The sequence below is a fragment of the Bacillus sp. ISL-78 genome (genome assembly GCF_018613455.1).
GTDB classification, from domain to species: Bacteria; Bacillota; Bacilli; order Bacillales; family DSM-1321; genus Peribacillus; species Peribacillus frigoritolerans.
Genome location: NZ_JAGGQC010000003.1, coordinates 524,834 through 544,467 on the forward strand (window position 1 = coordinate 524,834; position 19,634 = coordinate 544,467).

The following is a 19,634-nucleotide window of genomic DNA, read 5'->3' on the forward strand; positions in this document are numbered from 1 at the left end:
AACGGAAATGCTTCTCCCGTTATAGCCGGCTCATTTTTTTTACCTTATACTAAATATTGATTCGCCACCTGGATGTCCATCATCTGCATATCATTATTCGCTTCGAGGTTTATACTTGAAAAATGGTCATAATAAAAGGGGAAGAATATTCCGCATTCATTCAATAGAGTGATGTTATGTTGGAACAATTCTTCAGACTTAGGTTCCATCACCCTCTTTTGGTTGTCTAATATCGACATAAGGACTTGAAGACATGTCATCACTTGAAATGCGTCTCTTAATGTTGCCAAGTAAGTAACAGAACTTTGATTGGGCTCTAAAACGCCAATCTCACGAAAATGAAGGATTTCACTTTCCGTAAAGTACTTTGGAAATACAGATTCGTAGAAACGAGACACGAGACTCGCTATTTCTTGCTCTTGTTCTTCCGTTGAAGAAAAGACCGTCTTCACTAAAAAAACCACCTTTTTTCAGATCCGTTAGACCTATCTATTATATGTATATTCTAGGACAAGGGATTTCTTTCCCCATAGAATAACATAAATATTGTAAAAAATATGTGGTAATTTCCACCACTGAAAATCTTAGCAATAGGCCCAAGGTTAGTTTTTTACACCTTATCCGTAATTATTATAGATTTTTTTCATTTATGCACAACCAAACGAGTCGAAAGTAGGAGTTAAATTGGAAAATTTCAAAATAACTAACCAACATTTAATAATTGATGTTCTTCAAAGTTGGAATGGATTAACATTGGAAAAGCTTTTCAGGGAGCGTTGGCAGGCCCCGAAAAAATTAGTGCATGAATGGAGGATGAGTAAAGAAGTGACAATGAACGGGAATTACGTCACCTGGTCAACTATCCTCAATGAAGGAGATACGATCAGCATCCCCTTATTGGATCACGCTGAAAATGAAACAGTTCAAGCCGCAGACTTAGGAATTACCATCTTATATGAAGATGATGTGTTGTTGATAGCCAATAAGCCGGCTGGAATGGAAACCCACCCTTCTCAACCGGGTGATGCACACTCCCTCCTCAATGGGGTAGCGCACCATCTTCAAAAAAACCGCCAGAACTGTATGATCAAGCATATTCATAGGCTTGATAAAGATACCACCGGTGCGGTCCTTTTTGCCAAAAACCGCCTCATTGGGTCCATGCTGGATAGAATGTTGGAAGAAAGGGAAATCAAACGGACGTACCTAGCATTAGTCGAAGGAAACATTAAAAAGGATAAAGGCGAAATCAAAGAAAAAATTGGACGTGACCGCCACCATGCCACTAGACGAAGGGTTTCCCCAACTGGCCAGACGGCAGTCACCCATTATCGGGTGATCAACCGTGATTCCAAGAAAAACTTGACCCTCGTCAGCTGCACCCTGGAAAGCGGCCGAACCCACCAGATCAGGGTGCATTTCAGTCATTTGAACCATCCCTTGGCCGGAGACACGTTGTATGGCGGAAAAAAGACATTTCCACGTCAAGCCCTGCATGCAAGGAAAATCGAATTCACCCATCCCATTTCAGAAGAAAAAATGATCGTTGAAGCTCCTTTCATTGATAGACCTGAAATATTCGACCTCAACATTTAAACAGAAATAAAAAACACCGTGCCATTTCGGAAGGTGTTCCTGTGTGTAGACAAATGGGGCTCTATCTAAAAGATAAAACAAAGTTGATTGGAACGGACGGTACGAGACTCCTGCGGGAATACGTGTCCAGGGGAGACACCGCAGGCGCAAAGCGCCGAGGAGGCTTCCCGGACCGCCCGCGGAAAGCGAGTGGCTGGAGAGGAAATTAACATTTCTTTTGCAAAATCAATTAATTCGAATTCAGTCTGAAACACCATTCCGTTTCGGACGGTGTTCTAATTTCCTCATTAATATTAATCCGAAATTGTCGCTTTTATTTTTTTCAGCGTACGGATTTTCTGCATGTTGGTCGGATATTTCACCTCAATGGATTGATTATTCGCAATTCAGGACGAAATCCATTTTGGCATAAAAAATAGCTGGCCACTTGGGCCAGCTTTATTTTTGTTTTTATGAAGCTTTTCTCATGCCTTTTAAGATAAGGCTTAAGATGAAGACAAATACGATTGCACCAATCAACGCTGGAATTATAGCAAAATCTGCCACTGAAGGTCCCCAGTTCCCAAGAATTAATGAACCTAACCATGCACCAACAAAACCAGCGATAATGTTACCGATAATTCCAAATGGTACGTCACGTCCAACAATCATACCTGCTAACCAACCGATGATACCTCCGATAATTAATGACCATAAAAATCCCATAATTTATTTCCTCCTTCAAATTAGTTATTTTTCATTTTCTACAGCAGACTCCAAGAAATTAAATCACTTCCATATTGCCATGCTTTTTTCAGTACTTTTAACCTTTACATTCAAATGGTATGATGCCGATTCGCACAATATCTAATGAATGTGAATGTTTTAGTTATTGGGTAGTGTTAGCTAGCTATAGCCCTTGAGTAACTGATTGAACAATCCTCATGTTAGTGAATTTTTTCTTTTTGTTTGCTGCTGTACTCATTATTTTCCCCGTTTAATTAATCTAAAACCTAATTTTCATTAAAAATATTTGGCAACAAAAACAGGATTATCGGACATTTTAAACGGGTATAACATAGGCTTAACTTTGTCACATAGTTAGTATAAGCAGCATTCGTCTCAATTATGTTCATAAAACAAAAGAAAAAGGGTGCCCCATTATCGGGACACCCTCCTTTCATTTGCTGTATTCTTTTTAGAACATAAGTTCATCGGGATTGCTGCCGAAACGTTCATTTTTGTTCAAGGCATCTATTTGATTCATTTCATTTAAACTCAATGAAAAATCAAATACCTGTGCATTTTCTTTGATACGGGACGGCGTAATCGATTTAGGTATTACAACTAGATCATGTTGCAAATGCCATCTAATCAACACTTGTGCGGGACTTTTCCCGTGCTTCTTTGCTATATGATTAATTGTCGGCTCTTCCAAAAGGTTCCCTCTGCCTAGCGGGCTCCAAGATTCTACCTTTATTTCATGTTTTGCACAGTAATCACGAATTTCGACTTGAGTCAAAAGTGGATGCAATTCAATTTGATTGACGACCGGCTTCACTTCACTGTTTGCAAGTAAATTTTCCAAATGATGAACATGGAAATTACTTACACCGATTGATTTCACCTTTCCATCCTTATAAAGCTTCTCCAAGGCCCTCCAGGTTTCCAGATATTTATCTTTTCCCGGCCAGTGGATCAGGTATAAATCCAAATATTCCAATCCAAGTCGATTTAAACTATCTTCAAATGCCTTGAGCGTCGTATCATATCCTTGCTCGGTATTCCACACTTTGGAGGTTATGAACAATTCTTCACGTGGCACTCCGCATTCCCGAATCGCTTGGCCTACACCTTCTTCATTTTCATAAATGGCCGCTGTATCAATCGCACGATAACCGACTTCGACCGCTTTTTTGACGGACTCAACCGTTTCATTGCCGTTTTTCACTTTAAATACACCGAAACCCAACTGTGGCATTTTAACTCCATTATGTAAGGTGATCGTTTCCCCAATATTCGAAATCATTCCATCATTCCCCCTTACTTTTATTTACCAATTATACATCCCTCCACCTTCTATTTCTAACCATAAGCATCGGGATTTATAAAGTCCCTTGAACGAAAACAACACTCAAATACCATTTATATGTATTAAAGGATACATTTTTCTTTTTAATCATTCATTAAGTTAAATATTTTGTAAAAAAATGACGAAATATCTATCCTAATAGGTATGTAATTCGTTACAATAGTATAGTTCGACTTTAAACCATGTAAAAAAGAAGGTGCCATCTTTTAAGAATAATCAAAACTAAAACTCCCATGCTATATAATGAGGAGTGCAAGCTGTCTTGTGCCCATTCATCGGCCAAAATCTATATACACTTTACATACTTGAAATCAAGGGAGTCCTCCATGTATGAATAGCATTCTCATCTTAACCGCGCTAATTATTATTTTTGCTTTGGTCTTTGACTTTATCAATGGTTTCCATGATACGGCTAACGCCATCGCTACAGCCGTATCAACCAAGGCACTTAAACCACGTCATGCAATCATCATGGCTGCGGTCATGAATTTATTGGGAGCACTGACCTTTACAGGTGTAGCGCATACCATTACAAAGGATATCGTCGATCCTTTCACATTGAATAATGGTTCTTATGTTATTCTTGCTGCACTAATTTCGGCAATAATATGGAATTTAATCACTTGGTATTTTGGCATTCCAAGCAGTTCCTCCCATGCGATCATTGGTTCAATAGCTGGAGCGGCCATCGTGGCCAGTGGATTCGATGCTATTAAATGGAGTGGATTCACTAAAATTGTACAAGCATTGATCCTATCTCCCATCCTTGCCTTTACGCTTGGATTCATTGTTTATAGTATCTTCAAGGTAGTATTCAAAAATAATAATTTAGGAAAAACCAATACACGATTCAGGAGAATACAAATTGTCACGGCGGCCATCCAGTCTTATACACATGGAACGAATGATGCTCAAAAATCCATGGGTATCATCACGATGGCTTTGATCGCTAACGGATATGCCTCTACCTCTGAAGTTCCTTTCTGGGTACAATTATCTTGCGCAATAGCCATGGCGCTTGGTACATCGATCGGAGGTTGGAAGATCATCAAAACCGTTGGCGGTAAAATAATGAAAATCCGCCCGGTTAATGGTGTGGCTGCCGATATGACTGGAGCAGCGATCATTTTCGGTGCAACCTTCATGCATATGCCGGTCAGCACGACTCATGTCATTTCTTCTTCAATACTTGGGGTCGGTTCTGCGCACCGCATTAAAGGGGTAAAATGGGGAACGGCAAAAAACATGTTGGTCACTTGGTTCATTACATTGCCAATTTCCGCTTCCTTAGCTGGTGTCATTTACTATTTGATTGCTTTATTTTTATAGAACCTTTTGCCTTTCCATATCGGAAAGGCTTTTTTTTACAAATACCCCCTTATAAATGCAGGTTTTTCCCTTTTTTTAATTTTCCTTGTTTTTTTATGTAAAGTTTTATTAAGATTTTGTAAATTTTCGTCGAAAAACCTTCCCGGATACTACATGAATTCGTTACAATCAATTTGTTAATACTAAGCGTACGACTAAAGTGCGTAAATTTGCATGACTAATTGGGAGGCTTTAACATGGCTTTTAAATCAAAAAAAGACAAATTCGCTGTAATGCTTTTTAACATCGCTCAAAACCTTAAAGAAGGTGCTGACTATTTCGCGGATTATAAACTCAAGAACATCTCCGATCTAAAAGTATTTTCAGATACGATGAAAGACTATGAGCATAAAGGCGATTCAATGGTTCATAATGTGATCAAAGAGCTGAACAATGCTTTCATCACTCCTATCGAACGGGAGGATATCCTTGAATTAACCATGAGAATGGATGATGTCATAGACGGTTTGGAACACTGTGCGGCATTATTCGAAATGTACTCAATTGTCAATGCAGATGAGTATATGCTTAAGTTTGTGGATGCAATCAAACAGTGTACGTATGAGATTGAAAATGCCGTCGATACACTATCCACTAAAAAATTGCCATTGATACGTGAACATGCAATCAAAATTAAAGATCTTGAATCAGTTTGTGACGGAATCCAACGTCAATCAATCAAAAACTTGTTTACAGTTGAAAAAGACCCAATCAGGATCATTCAATATAAAGAAATTTACGAAAGCCTTGAAGAGATTGCCGATCACTGTCAAGCGGTGGCCAATACACTTGAAACAATCATAATGAAAAACGCCTAAGGAGTACCCCAATAAATGGATACTTTATTAATTATAACAATATTAATCGTTTTCTTTGCTTTAGCATTTGACTTCATCAATGGTTTTCATGATACAGCCAATGCAATAGCGACTGCCGTTTCAACAAAGGCCTTGAAGCCTAGGCATGCCATCATCATGGCAGCGGTCATGAATTTCGTCGGTGCCATGACTTTTACTGGAGTGGCGAAGACCATAACGAAGGATATCGTGGATCCGTTCACGCTTCCGAATGGTTCATATGTAATTATGGCTGCTCTACTTGCCGCTATCATATGGAACCTTCTAACCTGGTATTACGGAATACCAAGCAGTTCCTCCCATGCATTGATCGGTTCGATTGCTGGTGCAGCCATTGCTGCAGCGGGATTCGATGGAATTAAATGGGAAGGGTTCATGAAAATTCTTCAAGCTTTGATCTTCTCCCCGTTAATTGCTTTTGTAATCGGGTTTATCGTATACAGCATCTTTAAAGTTGTCTTTAAAAACAATAACCTGACAAAAACAAACCAAAAATTCCGGACTATACAGATTGCTACTGCTGCACTTCAATCGTATACCCACGGAACGAACGACGCACAAAAAGCGATGGGTATCATCACGATGGCCCTTATTGCAAATGGTTATGCATCAAGTACCGATATCGCCTTCTGGGTTCAGTTCTCCTGTGCGCTTGCAATGGGACTTGGAACTTCCGTCGGCGGATGGAAAATCATTAAGACAGTTGGCGGCAAAATCATGAAAATCCGCCCGGTCAATGGTGTTGCAGCCGATTTAACCGGAGCCTTTATCATTTTCGGCGCGACTGTAATACACATGCCAGTCAGTACAACCCATGTTATTTCGTCTTCAATCCTTGGTGTTGGATCTGCGCATCGTGTTAAAGGCGTAAAATGGGGAACGGCAAAAAGAATGATCATCACTTGGTTCATTACCATTCCCATCTCGGCAACATTAGCTGGTTTGCTTTATCTTTTAATTAACTTCTTATTCTAAAATAAAATCCCTTCCGGTTTCCATCGGTAGGGATTTTCTGTTTTATAAAGGATTTATCTATGCTTATCAATAGGAAATCGTTTAAAATTCAAGGAGAAGGAATTTTTTTAGCGAGGGGCAAAATAAGAATGAAGGAATTCGAAAAAAATAGAGATATTTTTAAAGACCTTTATGGAGATATGATGGAGTTTGCCGATAGAATCAGTTCTGTTTTAGGTTGCCCCATTACAATCGAGGATGGTAACCACCGCTTACTTGCTTATAGCACTCACGATGATACTACGGATCAGGCCCGTATCATGACCATAATCGGAAGACGTGTCCCTGAAAAGGTCATTAACAGTTTATGGAAAGATGGCTTCATCCCTGCGTTATTGAAAGAAGATGTCCCCATTAAAATCGGGGCCATCAATGATGTCGGTCTGGGTAACAGGGTTGCGGTTTCCATCCGGAAAAATAATGAAGTACTTGGATTCATTTGGGCCTTGGAAGTAAATGACCCTTTCACCGAAGAAGATATGAAATTTCTGCAATTCGCTGCCAAGGAGGCAAAGAACCAGTTACAGCAATTGCAATTGAAAAAGAAAAGGAAAGAAGCAGGTCACCAAGAGTTCCTTTGGCGCATGTTGACCGGGCACTACCAAGAAGAATCGGAAATAATTGAAAATTACAAGAAATTCTCAATCCATGTTCCAGTGGTTTTTTCCATATTGGTATTCGAATTTCCTAAAGAGATCAATCGCGAAGTGGAGCGCTACATTTCATACATGTTAACGACCACTCAAAAGATAAACAGTTCCTTATTTGCCATTGACCATAACAAGCTCATTCTTTTCGCGGGAGCCAACCAGGAAAACAGCCCTTCTTTCACTTCATCGATTTATGAGTTCATTCCTTTTTTCATTCTGGAGATGAAACGGCGTTTCGGTGTTGAGCACATCCTTGGAACGGCTGGCAATATGTATAAGAACTTAATGGATGTTAAATCAAGTTACGAAGAAGCTCTATACACCCTAAAAATGAAGAATATATTCCCTGATGACATGGCACTCATTTTACATTATGAAGAACTTGGCATGTTTCAAATGATTGAATCACTCGCGAGCAACAAACAGCGCCGTGTTCATCCTTCCATCCTTAAACTTAAAGCATACGATATGAAGAACCAGACGGAATTGCTGCAAACACTCACCGTCTATCTAGAGAAAGACTGCAACCCAAATGAAGCTTCAAAAAATCTTCATATCCATGTAAATACATTGAATTACCGATTAAAAAGAATCTCTGAAGTGGGAAATATTCGATTAAAAGACCCAATTCAAAAAATGTCCCTCTTTCTTAACATTAAACTTAATCAATATGATGAATTTTCCAAAAAAAATTAATGATATATTCCCAGATATGGAATACTAAAAGAAGTGTGGAAAGGTTGATCATATGAAATTAGAAACAAAAGAAGAACTTGAAAAAGAATTAACAATCATTGAAAAATGGGAGAAAGATCAGAAAGGACTATGGTTTTGGGAACGGATTGGGCGCATCCCCTTCAAGCTATTGGATAAGTTGACACCGGACTTCATTCAAAAAAAATTGGGTGTCATGATTGATGAAATCGGCAGCTATATTCAGAATGGCGGAAAATATTTAACGAAAGAAGCCCATATTCTAAGTCAGCTGCAAGCCAAGGTTCCCGAGTTGAATATTAATGATTTGGAAGATGTTTCAAGCATTCCCCTCCAAATCATGGATAGCGTGAGTCAGGATATTAAAACTTCAGGCAGCAAATTGGCAACGGTTCAAGGTGCCACTACCGGGATTGGCGGAATCTTCACCTTGGCCATCGACATCCCGCTTCTTCTCGGGATGTCCATCAAAACCCTTCAGGATATTGCCATTACATATGGCTTCAATCCCAGGGACCGCCAAGAACGTATATTCATCGTCAAATGTCTGCAATTTACAACATCGGATGTTGTCGGCAAAAAGGCTCTATTAAATGAATTGTCGAAAATGAACCAGACTGATTCCCAATCAAAAAGGGAAATAGCATCCGAACTCCAGGGATGGAAAGAAGTCGTTTATACATACCGCGATCAGTTTGGCTGGAAAAAGCTTTTGCAAATGGTTCCTGTTGCCGGAATAATATTTGGCGCCATTACAAATCGTTCGATGATTGCCGATATCGCCGATACGGGAATCATGCTTTACAAGAAAAGAAGGATTTTAGAGCGCATTCAAGAACCTATTGCAAAGAATTGATTTCAGCTATACAAAGGTCTTGATCCTCGCAAGTCCATGGTTTTTGAAACTGCGTTTGTGGAATTCCACAAATACACCTTTTTCATTTTTCTGATTTCCACATACTAACTGTTTCTTTTTCCAACTATACTTGTGATACAAATAGTAAAACATATTATTGGAGGGATTAAGATGAGAATAGGCATTCCAAAAGAGATTAAAAACAATGAAAATCGTGTAGCTATCACTCCAGCTGGGGTCGTGGCATTAGTCAATGCAGGACATGAAGTATTAATCGAAATGAACGCAGGTCTAGGAAGCAGTTTCACAAATGAAGCATATCAAGAAGCTGGTGCTGTTATAGTCGAGGACGCTGCTAGCGTTTGGGCAAGTACAGAAATGATCATGAAAGTAAAAGAACCTATCTCATCTGAATATAAATATTTCAGAAAAGATTTAATCCTTTTCACATATTTACATCTTGCGGCAGAACCGGCACTAGCTCAGGCACTAAAAGAAAGCGGTGTCTTGGCCATTGCTTATGAAACGGTTGCAGTAAACCGCACACTTCCATTATTGACACCAATGAGTGAAGTTGCAGGCCGCATGGCTGCACAAATCGGTGCTCAGTTCCTTGAAAAAAATAACGGCGGTAAAGGAATACTCTTAAGCGGAGTTCCTGGAGTTAAACGCGGTAAAGTCGCGGTAATCGGCGGAGGAATGGTTGGAACGAATGCTGCTAAAATCGCTATTGGTTTAGGCGCAGATGTTACCATTCTTGACTTAAGTCCTGACCGCCTGCGTCAGCTTGATGATATTTTCGGAAATGAACTGACTACACTCATTTCCAACCCTTATAATATTGCAGAAGCAGTCAAAGATGCCGATTTAGTAATCGGTGCCGTATTGATACCAGGTGCTAAAGCTCCTAAGCTCGTTACTGAAGAAATGGTTAAATCGATGTCTCCAGGTTCAGTCATTGTCGATGTTGCAATCGACCAAGGCGGTATCTTTGAAACGGTCGACCACATAACAACACATGATAACCCTACTTATGTTAAACATGGAGTAGTTCATTATGCAGTGGCGAATATGCCAGGGGCAGTGCCTCAAACTTCTACAGTAGCTTTAACTAACGTAACAGTCCCATTTGCACTTCAAATTGCAAATAAAGGTGCCATCAAAGCGATCCTTGAAAATGACGCTCTTGCAAAAGGCGTCAATGTGGCGAACGGTGAAATCACGTTCGAAGCAGTTGCCACAGACCTTGGCTACAATTACGTAAGTGTTGAAAACGCCTTAAACCCGAATAACATTAACGCTTAATATAAATAAGACTCCAGTATCTTGTCTGGAGTCTTATTTTTTTGGACGAGGGCCTCAATGAAGCTGAGCTTCTTCGTACGTTATCTGGATCAGGCCGGGATATTCCGCACAAGGGTCGAATTATCCTCATATGGGTTGGATTATCTGCTCGGATGGGCGGTTTCTCCAGGATAGTTAAAAAATATTCCACTTCTTGATCAAGTCTGCCCTTTCCCGGTTGATGTTCTTACTAATCATACAAAAATAGTATATTCCTCTTAATCTACGAAAATCTTTCCAGGATTCATTATTCCTTTCGGATCCAAAGCCTGTTTGATCGTTTTCATCACTTCGTAAGCAGCTCCGTGCTCCCTTCGCTGATACTTCGATTTTCCAAGTCCTACCCCATGTTCACCCGTACATGTACCGCCTTTTGTTAATGCATATTCGACGATTTCTTCATTTAACCTCTTCGCTTCTTTAACTTCTTCAGGATTTTTTAAATCAATCATGAACAATACGTGATAATTCCCGTCACCTACATGTCCTACAATCGCCCCCTCCACTTTGGATTGTTCGACTTTCTTCCTTGTATCCAGTATGGCATTCGATAATTCATGTAGAGGCACACTTACGTCGGTCACCATCAGCTTTTTTCCAGGTGCACTGTGAATGAATGCGTACGCGAGATTATGGCGCGCTTCCCATAAGGCGTTCCGTGCTTTTGAATCGGTTTCAAACTGGATATCTCCACAGCCAAAATCACTCACGATTTCCTTGGCAAATTTGACATCCTGTTCCAGTCCGGCAAAATTCCCATGAAACTCGAGGAATAGAGTTGGTTGGACATCATAGGATTTGTCCATGAATTGATTAACTTTTTTTATGGACTCGGCATCCACCAATTCAATTCGTGCAATCGGGATTCCAGCAAGCATGATCCCATTAACCGCAGATACTGCCTGTTCGACGGTTGGAAATGAGGCTCTTCCGGCCATTGTGACTTCAGGGATGCCATATACCTTCAATGTCAGTTCAGTAAATACACCCAGCGTACCTTCAGAGCCGACAAACAAGCCATTCAAATGAATGCCTGAAGATGATTTTGTCGCTAGGCTTCCGGTATGAATCACTTCACCGTTTGCTAAAACCACTTCCAGATCCCTGACTTGATCGCGCATTATCCCATATTTGACCGAGGTCGTCCCACTTGCATTCGTAGCTGCCATCCCACCCAATGTAGCATCGGCGCCAGGATCGACGGAAAAGAACAAACCGTATTTTTTTAATTCTTTATTGAGTTGCGTCCTTGTCACACCCGGCTGGACCTTAACAAGGAAATCATTTTCCCTGATTTCCAATAGTTGATTCATCAAGGACAAATCCAGGGAAATACCACCTTTGACTGGAACGACATGCCCCTCCAAACTTGATCCTAACCCAAAAGGAATGACTGGTATTTCATGCTCATTCGCATAACGCATGACTGCACTTACTTCTGCTGTATCCCTTGGATATATGATCATATCGGGTAAATGCGGGGTGTGATATGATTCATCATGGCTGTGCTGTTCCAATAAAGTTTCATTCACCGTTACTTGTTCTTCCGAAAGTATCTTCCTTAATTCTTCTATATAACCTTTCATTATTACAGCCCCCCCCTTTTCTCCAAACATTCCGAAAATATTCCACGAATGAGATTGCCCTAATAGGCAATCCACCTTTCTTCATTTACTGAAACCTTTCGTTTTATCCGTGCAGGCCTTCATTGCTTGCAGAATGCTGGATCTTAGCTGATTCTCTTCTAAAGCCGCAACCGCAGATATCGTTGACCCGCCTGGGGTGCAGACATCATCCTTTAAAGCAGCAGGATGTCTTTCCGTTTCCAGTACCATTTTAGCAGCTCCCATTACAGCTTGTGCTGCCATTCGGTATGCTTGTTTTCGTGGAATGCCATCACGGACCCCTCCATCAGCCAGCGCCTCGATGAACATATAAACATAAGCAGGTGACGAACCGCTGATGGCCGGTACTGCGTCCATCAAATCTTCATGCAGGATTTCCGTTTTACCGAAACTATTCAGCAGTGCAGTCACATTCTCAATATCAGCTTCGGTAATTTCATCATTGATGCACATGGCAGTCATGCCCTCGCCGACAAGCGAAGGAGTGTTTGGCATCGTCCGGACAACCTTCACTCTTTTTTCGAAGCTGTTCTCAACTAGAGATACAGTGATTCCAGCTGCCATAGTAATGATAACGGCGTCTTCTTTAACGTGATTCTTCACTTCTTCAAGCACTAGCTTATGCATGGCAGGTTGGATTCCTAGAAAAAGAAAATCGGCAAAACCGGCAACCTCTTTATTATCCAAAGTACCTTTAACGTTATATTTCGTGGTGATTTTAGTTTTGGTCTCCGCACTCGCGGTACTGACCATGATTCCTTCAGGTGAGATGACCTCTGCAAGCAGCATGCCCTCAAGCATTGCCTCACCCATTTTGCCGCATCCAATAAACCCGATTTTTTTATTCAAATCTTACACTTCCAATCATAAGTTCATCTATGTTCCACTTTATTATATCGGATATGATAAATGGAAACACGTTGGAGATATTAATCAGGAAGGATTTGGTGGTTTCTGGTCGAATTACTTAAAGTGATATGGATGAATCTTTATATTCACCTTTACCCACTATAGTCAAGTAATTGAATTCTTTTGCAAAAAAAAACGTTGACTAATTGGTCATTAGAGATTTATAATTTTGACCTATTAGTCATAAACGATTAAGAAATACAGTTATAGAAATGGAGAAATGCTATGCAAATGGAAAAAAAAGCGGTCAATACCAAGCTTGTCTTAACAGGATTGATCATAGGAATGTTTTTCAGTTCATTGGAACAGACGATCGTCGGTACGGCCATGCCGACAATTATCGGGGCATTGAATGGTTTCACCATCTTTGCATGGGTAACGACTGCCTATTTAATAGCCTCAACGACTGTTGTACCCATTGTTGGAAAGCTATCTGATTTATATGGCAGGCGTTCCCTTTATCTGCTTGGCACAATCATATTTACGATCGGTTCGTTTTTATGTGCCACAGCCACTTCGATGGAGCAATTGATCATCTACAGAGGTCTGCAGGGAATTGGCGGCGGAATGATCATGCCTTTATCCCAAACGATCATCGGCGATATATTCTCTGCGGAACAAAGAGCCAAATGGCAGGGTGTATTCGGAGCCCTTTTTGGATTAAGTTCTGTCATCGGCCCTTTTCTGGGCGGCCTGATCGTTGACCATATCAGCTGGCATTGGATCTTTTTGATCAATGTACCGACGGGCTTACTATCGGCCATATTGATTTATGCAGGATTGAAACATGAAGCGATTAGGAAAACTGTGAAAGTGAATATTGATTATCTAGGGATCTTCACTTTGATTCCTGGTATTGTCCTGTTATTGCTTGGTTTGACTTTCGGTGGTGATAAATTCGAATGGTTATCACTGGAATCTATCTTGATTTTCGGCAGCACCATTGTCTTCATTGTCCTATTCATCATTTTTGAAAGAAGAGCGGTCGAACCGATCCTTGATTTATCCCTTTTTAAAAATAGAGTTTTTTCCACCACGAATATTTTAGGGTTCCTGCTTGGCCTTGGCATGTTTGGGGCAATCATGTTCGTCCCGCTGTTCATGCAAGGCGTTTTGGGAGTTTCACCAACAAAAGCGGGATCGACCATGACTCCGATGATGATCGGTATGATTCTTTCCAGCATCATTGGCGGGCGGTTACTTTTGAAATTCCGTTTTCGTACCGTGCTTACCTTTGGAATGGCCTTTGCGACGCTTGGCTTTTTCCTAATGAGTATGATGGACGGCAGTACGACTATAATCACTGCGTACTCATTCATGGCCATCCTTGGGATAGGTATGGGGCTTGTCATGCCGACATTGATGATTGCCGTTCAAAACGAATTTCCAAAATCGCAGCTAGGGTCGGTTACAGCGGCTTCAACCTTCTTCCGCTCAATAGGTGGAACGATGGGCATCACGATTTTGAATGCTGTCATGAATCATAATCTCCAGCAAAATATGGATGATGCGGTCGTAAGTCAAAAGGACCCTATATTGCATGAGGCACTGAAAGCATTAGCCGATAAAACGGATACGTTATTCAACATCATGCTTTATCCCGAAAACCTAAAAATGCCCGCAGAAGTCAGCAATGTCCTTGTTAAAACGATAGAAAATGCTTGGATCGATGCATTCTCCAGTGTTTTCATCACCGGTATCTTTTTCGTTTCCGCAGGGATATTAGTGGCACTTTCCGTGGGTTCGGGCCGAATCAAAAGAGATCAAGAAACGGAAAAAGAATTAGGCTAAAATAAGCTCGGGACCGGCTGATATAATCAGCCGGCCTTTTTCATCCCTTCAATCCTATGTTTCTTTTTCTTTGATAAGGGCATTTTACCTATATGAGACTAAATGGGGTGATACTATGGACAAGATAAACGATGCAATTTTGCCTGCAGATTTTTATCAGCAGCCCACGCTTGAACTGGCGAAATCCCTTCTTGGCTGCCTGATCGTAAAAGAAACAGCGGAAGGAACCGCTTCTGGATTCATTGTTGAAACAGAGGCCTACATGGGACCTGGGGACAGGGCCGCACATAGTTTTGGAAATAGACGGACAAAACGGACGGAAGTGATGTTCGGAAATTCCGGTTTGATCTATACATACGTCATGCACACACATACACTGGTCAATGTCGTAAGCGGCGGACCTGAAAATCCGGAAGCCATTTTAATTCGTGCGATTGAACCGTATTCAGGGCTCGAGTTAATGCATGAAAGACGCGGAATTGCCGATATTCGTAAATGGACCGATGGACCAGGGAAGCTAACAAAGGCACTAGGCATCACCATGGATGATTATGGCCGATCTTTTACCGATCCCCCGCTTTATCTGGCTGCAGGAAAAAGGCCTGGCCACATATCCAGCGGCCCCCGCGTCGGAATCGACAACTCCGGGGAAGCAAAGGATTACCCTTGGCGTTTCTGGGTTACCGACAATCCATTTATATCCCGTAAGAACTTAATTAAAAAAAGGGGACCAAAATAGTCTCCTGATGTTATCCCCTCTAAGTGAACTGTATAAACTCTGGATGGTTATACAACTTTGAGGGGATTTTGCTTTGTCGGTAAGTATCCCGAAATACATATCAAGTATCGTATATGAACGTATGATGAATATAGCTAATGACAGCCCTAGCCTCAAAAGGAACAAGACTTTAATTGAAGTTTAATTTCTGCCAGAATTATACATTAGATTATTCAAGTCCCCTCAATATCCCATAATTCAATTTCCATAATTTCCTTACCCATTCATCTTCCAGCCTATTTCCCCAGTAATAATAAATTGACTTCCTTCTATTACGAACCTAATATAGTTAAGTCAGCAATATGGAAGGTGGTTTATGATGAACGTTCAGGCCCTTTTGCAAATGAATACAATTTTTATTAGTATCCTAATTGAATCCCTTCCCTTCATTTTACTGGGAGTCCTTATATCTGGAATCATCCAAATTTTTGTGTCGGAAGAGATGATTGCAAAAATCATTCCGAAAAATCCGATCTTATCTGTTCTATCCGCAATAGGTGCAGGAGTCTTTTTTCTTGCCTGCGAGTGCGGGATCGTCCCGATCACCCGCCGTTTGATCGCTAAAGGGGTTCCTCTTTCAGCGGCCATTGCCTTTATGCTTTCTGCACCCATTCTCAATCCGATCGTCCTGTTTTCCACCTATATAGCGTTTGGCAATAGCTGGAGCATGGTTTTCTATCGTGGCGGAATTGCATTCGCGGTCGTCTTGATCATTGCATTCATCCTGTCTTTTCAATTTAAGACAAATCAGCTTAAACAGGAACATATCGAACATATACAAATACATCACCATAAACTTACATTTAAAGACAAAATAACGGGGATGTTCAAACATTCGATTGAAGAGTTCTTTTCTGTTGGAAAATACTTAATCATTGGTGCATTGCTGGCGGCTGCCATTCAAACCTTTTTGAAAACATCCCTATTGCTTGAAATCGGTCAAGGAAAACTATCAGGGAATGCAGTAATGATGGCTTTGTCCTATGTCATGTCCTTGTGTTCCCAAGCGGACGCCTTTGTTGCAAGTTCTTTTAGAAGTACCTTTTCTCCCTCTTCACTAGTTGCTTTTCTTGTATTTGGGGCCATGTTTGATATTAAAAATACGATCATGCTTTTAGGTACCTTCAAAACAAAATTCGTTTTATGTTTGATGGCCTATATATTTATTTCCGTCTTAGGCCTAACTTTATTGTTTATTTCTTAAAGAGGGTGTTTTATATGGGAAGATTATTCATATTACTTGGACTTACTTTTTTATTCATGCACTTACACGCCTCAGGGAATATATCGAAATACATTAATATGGAATATTCATATGTTTCACAGATTGCTATCTATATACTGGCAATATTCACGTTAATGGGATCTTACTTATATTTTAAGGAAGATAATCAAGAAGAAGGTGTTGATTGTCAGTGCGGACATGATCACTCCCGGGAAAATAAGAAATGGAAAAGGAACCTTACTTACTTCCTATACTTCATTCCCATTTTAACCGGTCTTTTTTTGCCTGTTGCCACTATGGACTCCAATATTGTAGAAAAAAAAGGTTTTCATTTCCCTGTATATGAAGACTCGGATGAATATAGCCAGCATCAATTCCTGCAGCCGGATACGAGTCTTTATTATGGCAAGGATGACTATTTAACTTTAATGGATAACTCTCTCAAAGGCTTAGTTGATCGTGATAGTCTCCAATTAACAGATGAAAACTATCTAAACGATTTAGAAGCCATCTATTACTCTCCTGGAAAGTTCACTGGCAAGCAAATAACGTTAACCGGATTTTCGTACAATTCAGATGAGCTAGCCAAAAACCAGGTATTCCTGTTTCGTTTTGGGGTCATTCACTGTGTCGCTGACTCTGGGGTATTCGGTATGTTAATCGAATTTCCTGAAGGAATGCATCCTAAAAATGATGAGTGGTATTCCGTGACAGGTGAATTGGAATCCATTTATTATCAGCCATTCAAGAAAACCATTCCCCTGCTCAAAGTATCATCACATAGTAAAATCGCTGAGCCGGATGATCCCTATGTTTATAGACAATATTAAAAAATGAATCATGCAAAGGTAAGGATATGCCATCCTTACCTTTCTTTTTAATCACCTAAAACCTCCATTTTTATGAAATCTCTTTTTATCCATTTATGCGAAATTACAGTATGGCCCTCTTACACTCCACCTAAATCCCATAAATCCCCATTTCCCTGTAGCAAGATTACCCGAAAAATGACGAAAAAGTTGATTTTTATTTATATGGGCCATGTTTTTTATATTCCATACCTTTATAATATAAATGCTAGATATTTTTTTACCACATCAGGAGGAACTTTCCTAAATGAACAATTCTAAAAACTCTTTCATTCTTGCGGGGACCATTATAGGTACCCTAATCGCCGGCACTTCTGCTTATGCTGGTTCTTATCAAGTTAAATCAGGGGACACCCTAGATAAAATTTCTAAAGCCAATAATACAACTGTCCAGCACTTAAAATCTCAAAACCATTTGACTAGTAACCTCATTTTTCCCGGCCAAGTCTTGAAATTTAATACTCTAAACAACAGTTCAGTTAAAAATAAAGATAAAACCGAAAAATATGTGGTTAAACTTGGGGATTCTTTATCTAAAATTGCCAAAAAATATAATGTATCCGTTAGTGCCCTGCTTAAATTAAACCCTAATATTTCTAATTCCGACCGGATATATATTGGCCAAACCATCCGGGTTTCCGGACAAGCCTCTGGATCGAGCTCTACGGCTAAAAACGGTTCAAATGCTACATATAAAGTCAAATCCGGGGATACACTGGGCAAAATTGCCAGAGTCAATAATATGACTCTACAACAATTAAAGTCTATAAACCATTTGACTAGCACTCTCATTTTTCCCGGCCAGGTCTTGAAGGTTAATGCCAATACCAGCAATCCGGATAAAAGTAAAAATACAACAGACGTGTATGTCGTTAAATTAGGGGATTCCTTATCAACAATCGCTAAAAGATATAACCTTTCCCTTAGTGCCTTACTTAAAATAAACCCAAATATTTCTAATTCAGATCGTATTCGTATCGGCCAAACCATCCGGGTTTCAGGGAAGGCCTCGGGATCTGCAAGTAATAAACCGTCCAAATCCACCAAAGCAGATCAAGTTTTGGCAGCTGGCGCTAAATACATGGGAGCCAAGTATGTTTACGGTGCGAGCACTTCACGCACTGACGTATTTGATTGCTCTTCTTTCACATTAAGGGCATTCCAAAGTGCAGGTATTTCCTTGCCTCGAAATTCAGTGGCACAATCACACGTTGGTACAGCCGTATCATCGAAAGCCCTGCAAAAAGGGGATTTAGTATTTTTCGATACCAATAATGATGGAGTAATCAATCATGTAGGAATTTATGCCGGTAACGGTCAAATGCTGAATGCTTCAACATCTAAAGGTGTTTCCTACGCTAACATTAACAATTCCTACTGGGGACCTAGCTTTGTGAAGGCGGTCCGAGTTCTTAACTAAATGATGATGACAGTGAACTATAAAGAGCAAAAAAGCGTGGTTTGATAAATTTCATACACGCTTTTTTGCGTATCATAATGTGAAATATCCGCCAACTGGTGTTGCGATACAAATGCACTAGCAGGTTCCATATTACAATTTCCTTTGTAATGGAGGAAAACAAGCTTCCATTTCAGATTATCTCCTAAGGAGTCCTTCCATTTTCAGATATCGGTCATATTTTGGATCAAAAATATATATTTTTTCAAGTCTATTAGTCTCTTTAGTAAGTAACATTTTCATCACTTTTGCTGCATTACCTCTGTAGCAGAAACACTTTCAGTGACTATTTATTCTGAGGTATCCTGGCTCCTATCCAACAATTATCATTTATATTAACTGGCGTGACTTCAGAGCAATAACCTTTCCCGAGGCAAAACGAGAGGTAGGGTTAATGGCTCCAAAACTCTCTCAATAATAAATTGATATAATACTCAAAAAATAAAAAACGTTTTACACCTTTACCTACAAATGTTCCCACATCATTATCTTTTTGACTCATTTCTTA

At 40.2% G+C, this 19,634-nt stretch carries 17 protein-coding genes; 12 read left to right on the forward strand and 5 right to left on the reverse strand.

Annotation, left to right across the window (positions count from 1 at the left end; all coding sequences use genetic code 11):
- Positions 1 to 44: 44 nt before the first annotated feature.
- Complete coding sequence (locus tag J7I96_RS05015) at positions 45 to 452, reverse strand: DUF5365 family protein (RefSeq protein WP_214769939.1); 408 nt, start codon at positions 450 to 452, stop codon at positions 45 to 47.
- A 232-nt stretch (positions 453 to 684) separates the two neighbouring features.
- Here J7I96_RS05015 and J7I96_RS05020 point away from each other — a divergent pair, with 232 nt between their 5' ends.
- Positions 685 to 1,596, forward strand: a complete 912-nt coding sequence (locus tag J7I96_RS05020) for an RluA family pseudouridine synthase (RefSeq protein ID WP_251025130.1) — start codon at positions 685 to 687, stop codon at positions 1,594 to 1,596.
- 450 nt (positions 1,597 to 2,046) lie between these two features.
- Here the strand turns inward: J7I96_RS05020 and J7I96_RS05025 are convergent, their stop codons facing one another.
- A complete protein-coding gene (locus J7I96_RS05025) occupies positions 2,047 to 2,301 on the reverse strand; it encodes a GlsB/YeaQ/YmgE family stress response membrane protein (RefSeq protein ID WP_170946860.1) in 255 nt (84 codons plus the stop codon).
- A 472-nt stretch (positions 2,302 to 2,773) separates the two neighbouring features.
- Positions 2,774 to 3,604: an aldo/keto reductase gene (locus J7I96_RS05030; protein WP_214769945.1), complete on the reverse strand. Its 831-nt coding sequence runs from the start codon at positions 3,602 to 3,604 to the stop codon at positions 2,774 to 2,776.
- 393 nt (positions 3,605 to 3,997) lie between these two features.
- On the opposite strand from J7I96_RS05030, the gene J7I96_RS05035 reads away from it, so the two are divergent.
- The 6 genes from J7I96_RS05035 to ald all read left to right on the forward strand — a co-directional run bounded on the left by J7I96_RS05035 (position 3,998) and on the right by ald (position 10,431).
- Positions 3,998 to 4,996: an inorganic phosphate transporter gene (locus J7I96_RS05035; protein WP_214769947.1), complete on the forward strand. Its 999-nt coding sequence runs from the start codon at positions 3,998 to 4,000 to the stop codon at positions 4,994 to 4,996.
- A gap of 236 nt (positions 4,997 to 5,232) precedes the next feature.
- Entirely contained in the window at positions 5,233 to 5,853 is a 621-nt protein-coding gene (locus tag J7I96_RS05040) for a DUF47 domain-containing protein (protein WP_034315087.1), read from the forward strand.
- 15 nt (positions 5,854 to 5,868) lie between these two features.
- A complete protein-coding gene (locus J7I96_RS05045) occupies positions 5,869 to 6,867 on the forward strand; it encodes an inorganic phosphate transporter (protein ID WP_214769949.1) in 999 nt (332 codons plus the stop codon).
- Between the two features lie 128 nt (positions 6,868 to 6,995).
- The gene (locus J7I96_RS05050; protein ID WP_214769951.1) at positions 6,996 to 8,252 is read left to right on the forward strand and encodes a PucR family transcriptional regulator; all 1,257 of its coding nucleotides are present in this window, start codon (positions 6,996 to 6,998) and stop codon (positions 8,250 to 8,252) included.
- A 52-nt stretch (positions 8,253 to 8,304) separates the two neighbouring features.
- Positions 8,305 to 9,126: an EcsC family protein gene (locus tag J7I96_RS05055; protein WP_214769953.1), complete on the forward strand. Its 822-nt coding sequence runs from the start codon at positions 8,305 to 8,307 to the stop codon at positions 9,124 to 9,126.
- Positions 9,127 to 9,297: 171 nt separating this feature from the next.
- The gene (gene ald / locus J7I96_RS05060) at positions 9,298 to 10,431 is read left to right on the forward strand and encodes an alanine dehydrogenase (RefSeq protein WP_053533925.1); all 1,134 of its coding nucleotides are present in this window, start codon (positions 9,298 to 9,300) and stop codon (positions 10,429 to 10,431) included.
- 257 nt (positions 10,432 to 10,688) lie between these two features.
- Here ald and J7I96_RS05065 read toward each other — a convergent pair whose 3' ends face one another.
- Together J7I96_RS05065 and proC are read right to left on the reverse strand one after the other, a co-directional pair.
- Entirely contained in the window at positions 10,689 to 12,056 is a 1,368-nt protein-coding gene (locus J7I96_RS05065; protein WP_214925474.1) for an FAD-binding oxidoreductase, read from the reverse strand.
- Positions 12,057 to 12,137: 81 nt separating this feature from the next.
- Positions 12,138 to 12,944, reverse strand: coding sequence for a pyrroline-5-carboxylate reductase (gene proC / locus J7I96_RS05070; protein WP_214769959.1), 807 nt, complete (start codon positions 12,942 to 12,944; stop codon positions 12,138 to 12,140).
- Between the two features lie 285 nt (positions 12,945 to 13,229).
- Between proC and J7I96_RS05075 the strand changes: the two genes are divergently transcribed.
- From J7I96_RS05075 to J7I96_RS05095, 5 genes are all read left to right on the forward strand, one after another.
- Positions 13,230 to 14,795 (forward strand): MDR family MFS transporter, encoded by a 1,566-nt coding sequence (locus J7I96_RS05075; RefSeq protein ID WP_214769962.1) that lies wholly within the window; start codon positions 13,230 to 13,232, stop codon positions 14,793 to 14,795.
- 115 nt (positions 14,796 to 14,910) lie between these two features.
- Positions 14,911 to 15,534, forward strand: coding sequence for a DNA-3-methyladenine glycosylase (locus J7I96_RS05080; protein WP_214925469.1), 624 nt, complete (start codon positions 14,911 to 14,913; stop codon positions 15,532 to 15,534).
- 355 nt (positions 15,535 to 15,889) lie between these two features.
- Positions 15,890 to 16,777: a permease gene (locus tag J7I96_RS05085; protein WP_396020054.1), complete on the forward strand. Its 888-nt coding sequence runs from the start codon at positions 15,890 to 15,892 to the stop codon at positions 16,775 to 16,777.
- Positions 16,778 to 16,791: 14 nt separating this feature from the next.
- A complete protein-coding gene (locus tag J7I96_RS05090; RefSeq protein WP_214769968.1) occupies positions 16,792 to 17,628 on the forward strand; it encodes a TIGR03943 family putative permease subunit in 837 nt (278 codons plus the stop codon).
- A gap of 286 nt (positions 17,629 to 17,914) precedes the next feature.
- Positions 17,915 to 19,087, forward strand: coding sequence for a C40 family peptidase (locus J7I96_RS05095; protein ID WP_214925466.1), 1,173 nt, complete (start codon positions 17,915 to 17,917; stop codon positions 19,085 to 19,087).
- Positions 19,088 to 19,634 lie beyond the last annotated feature (547 nt).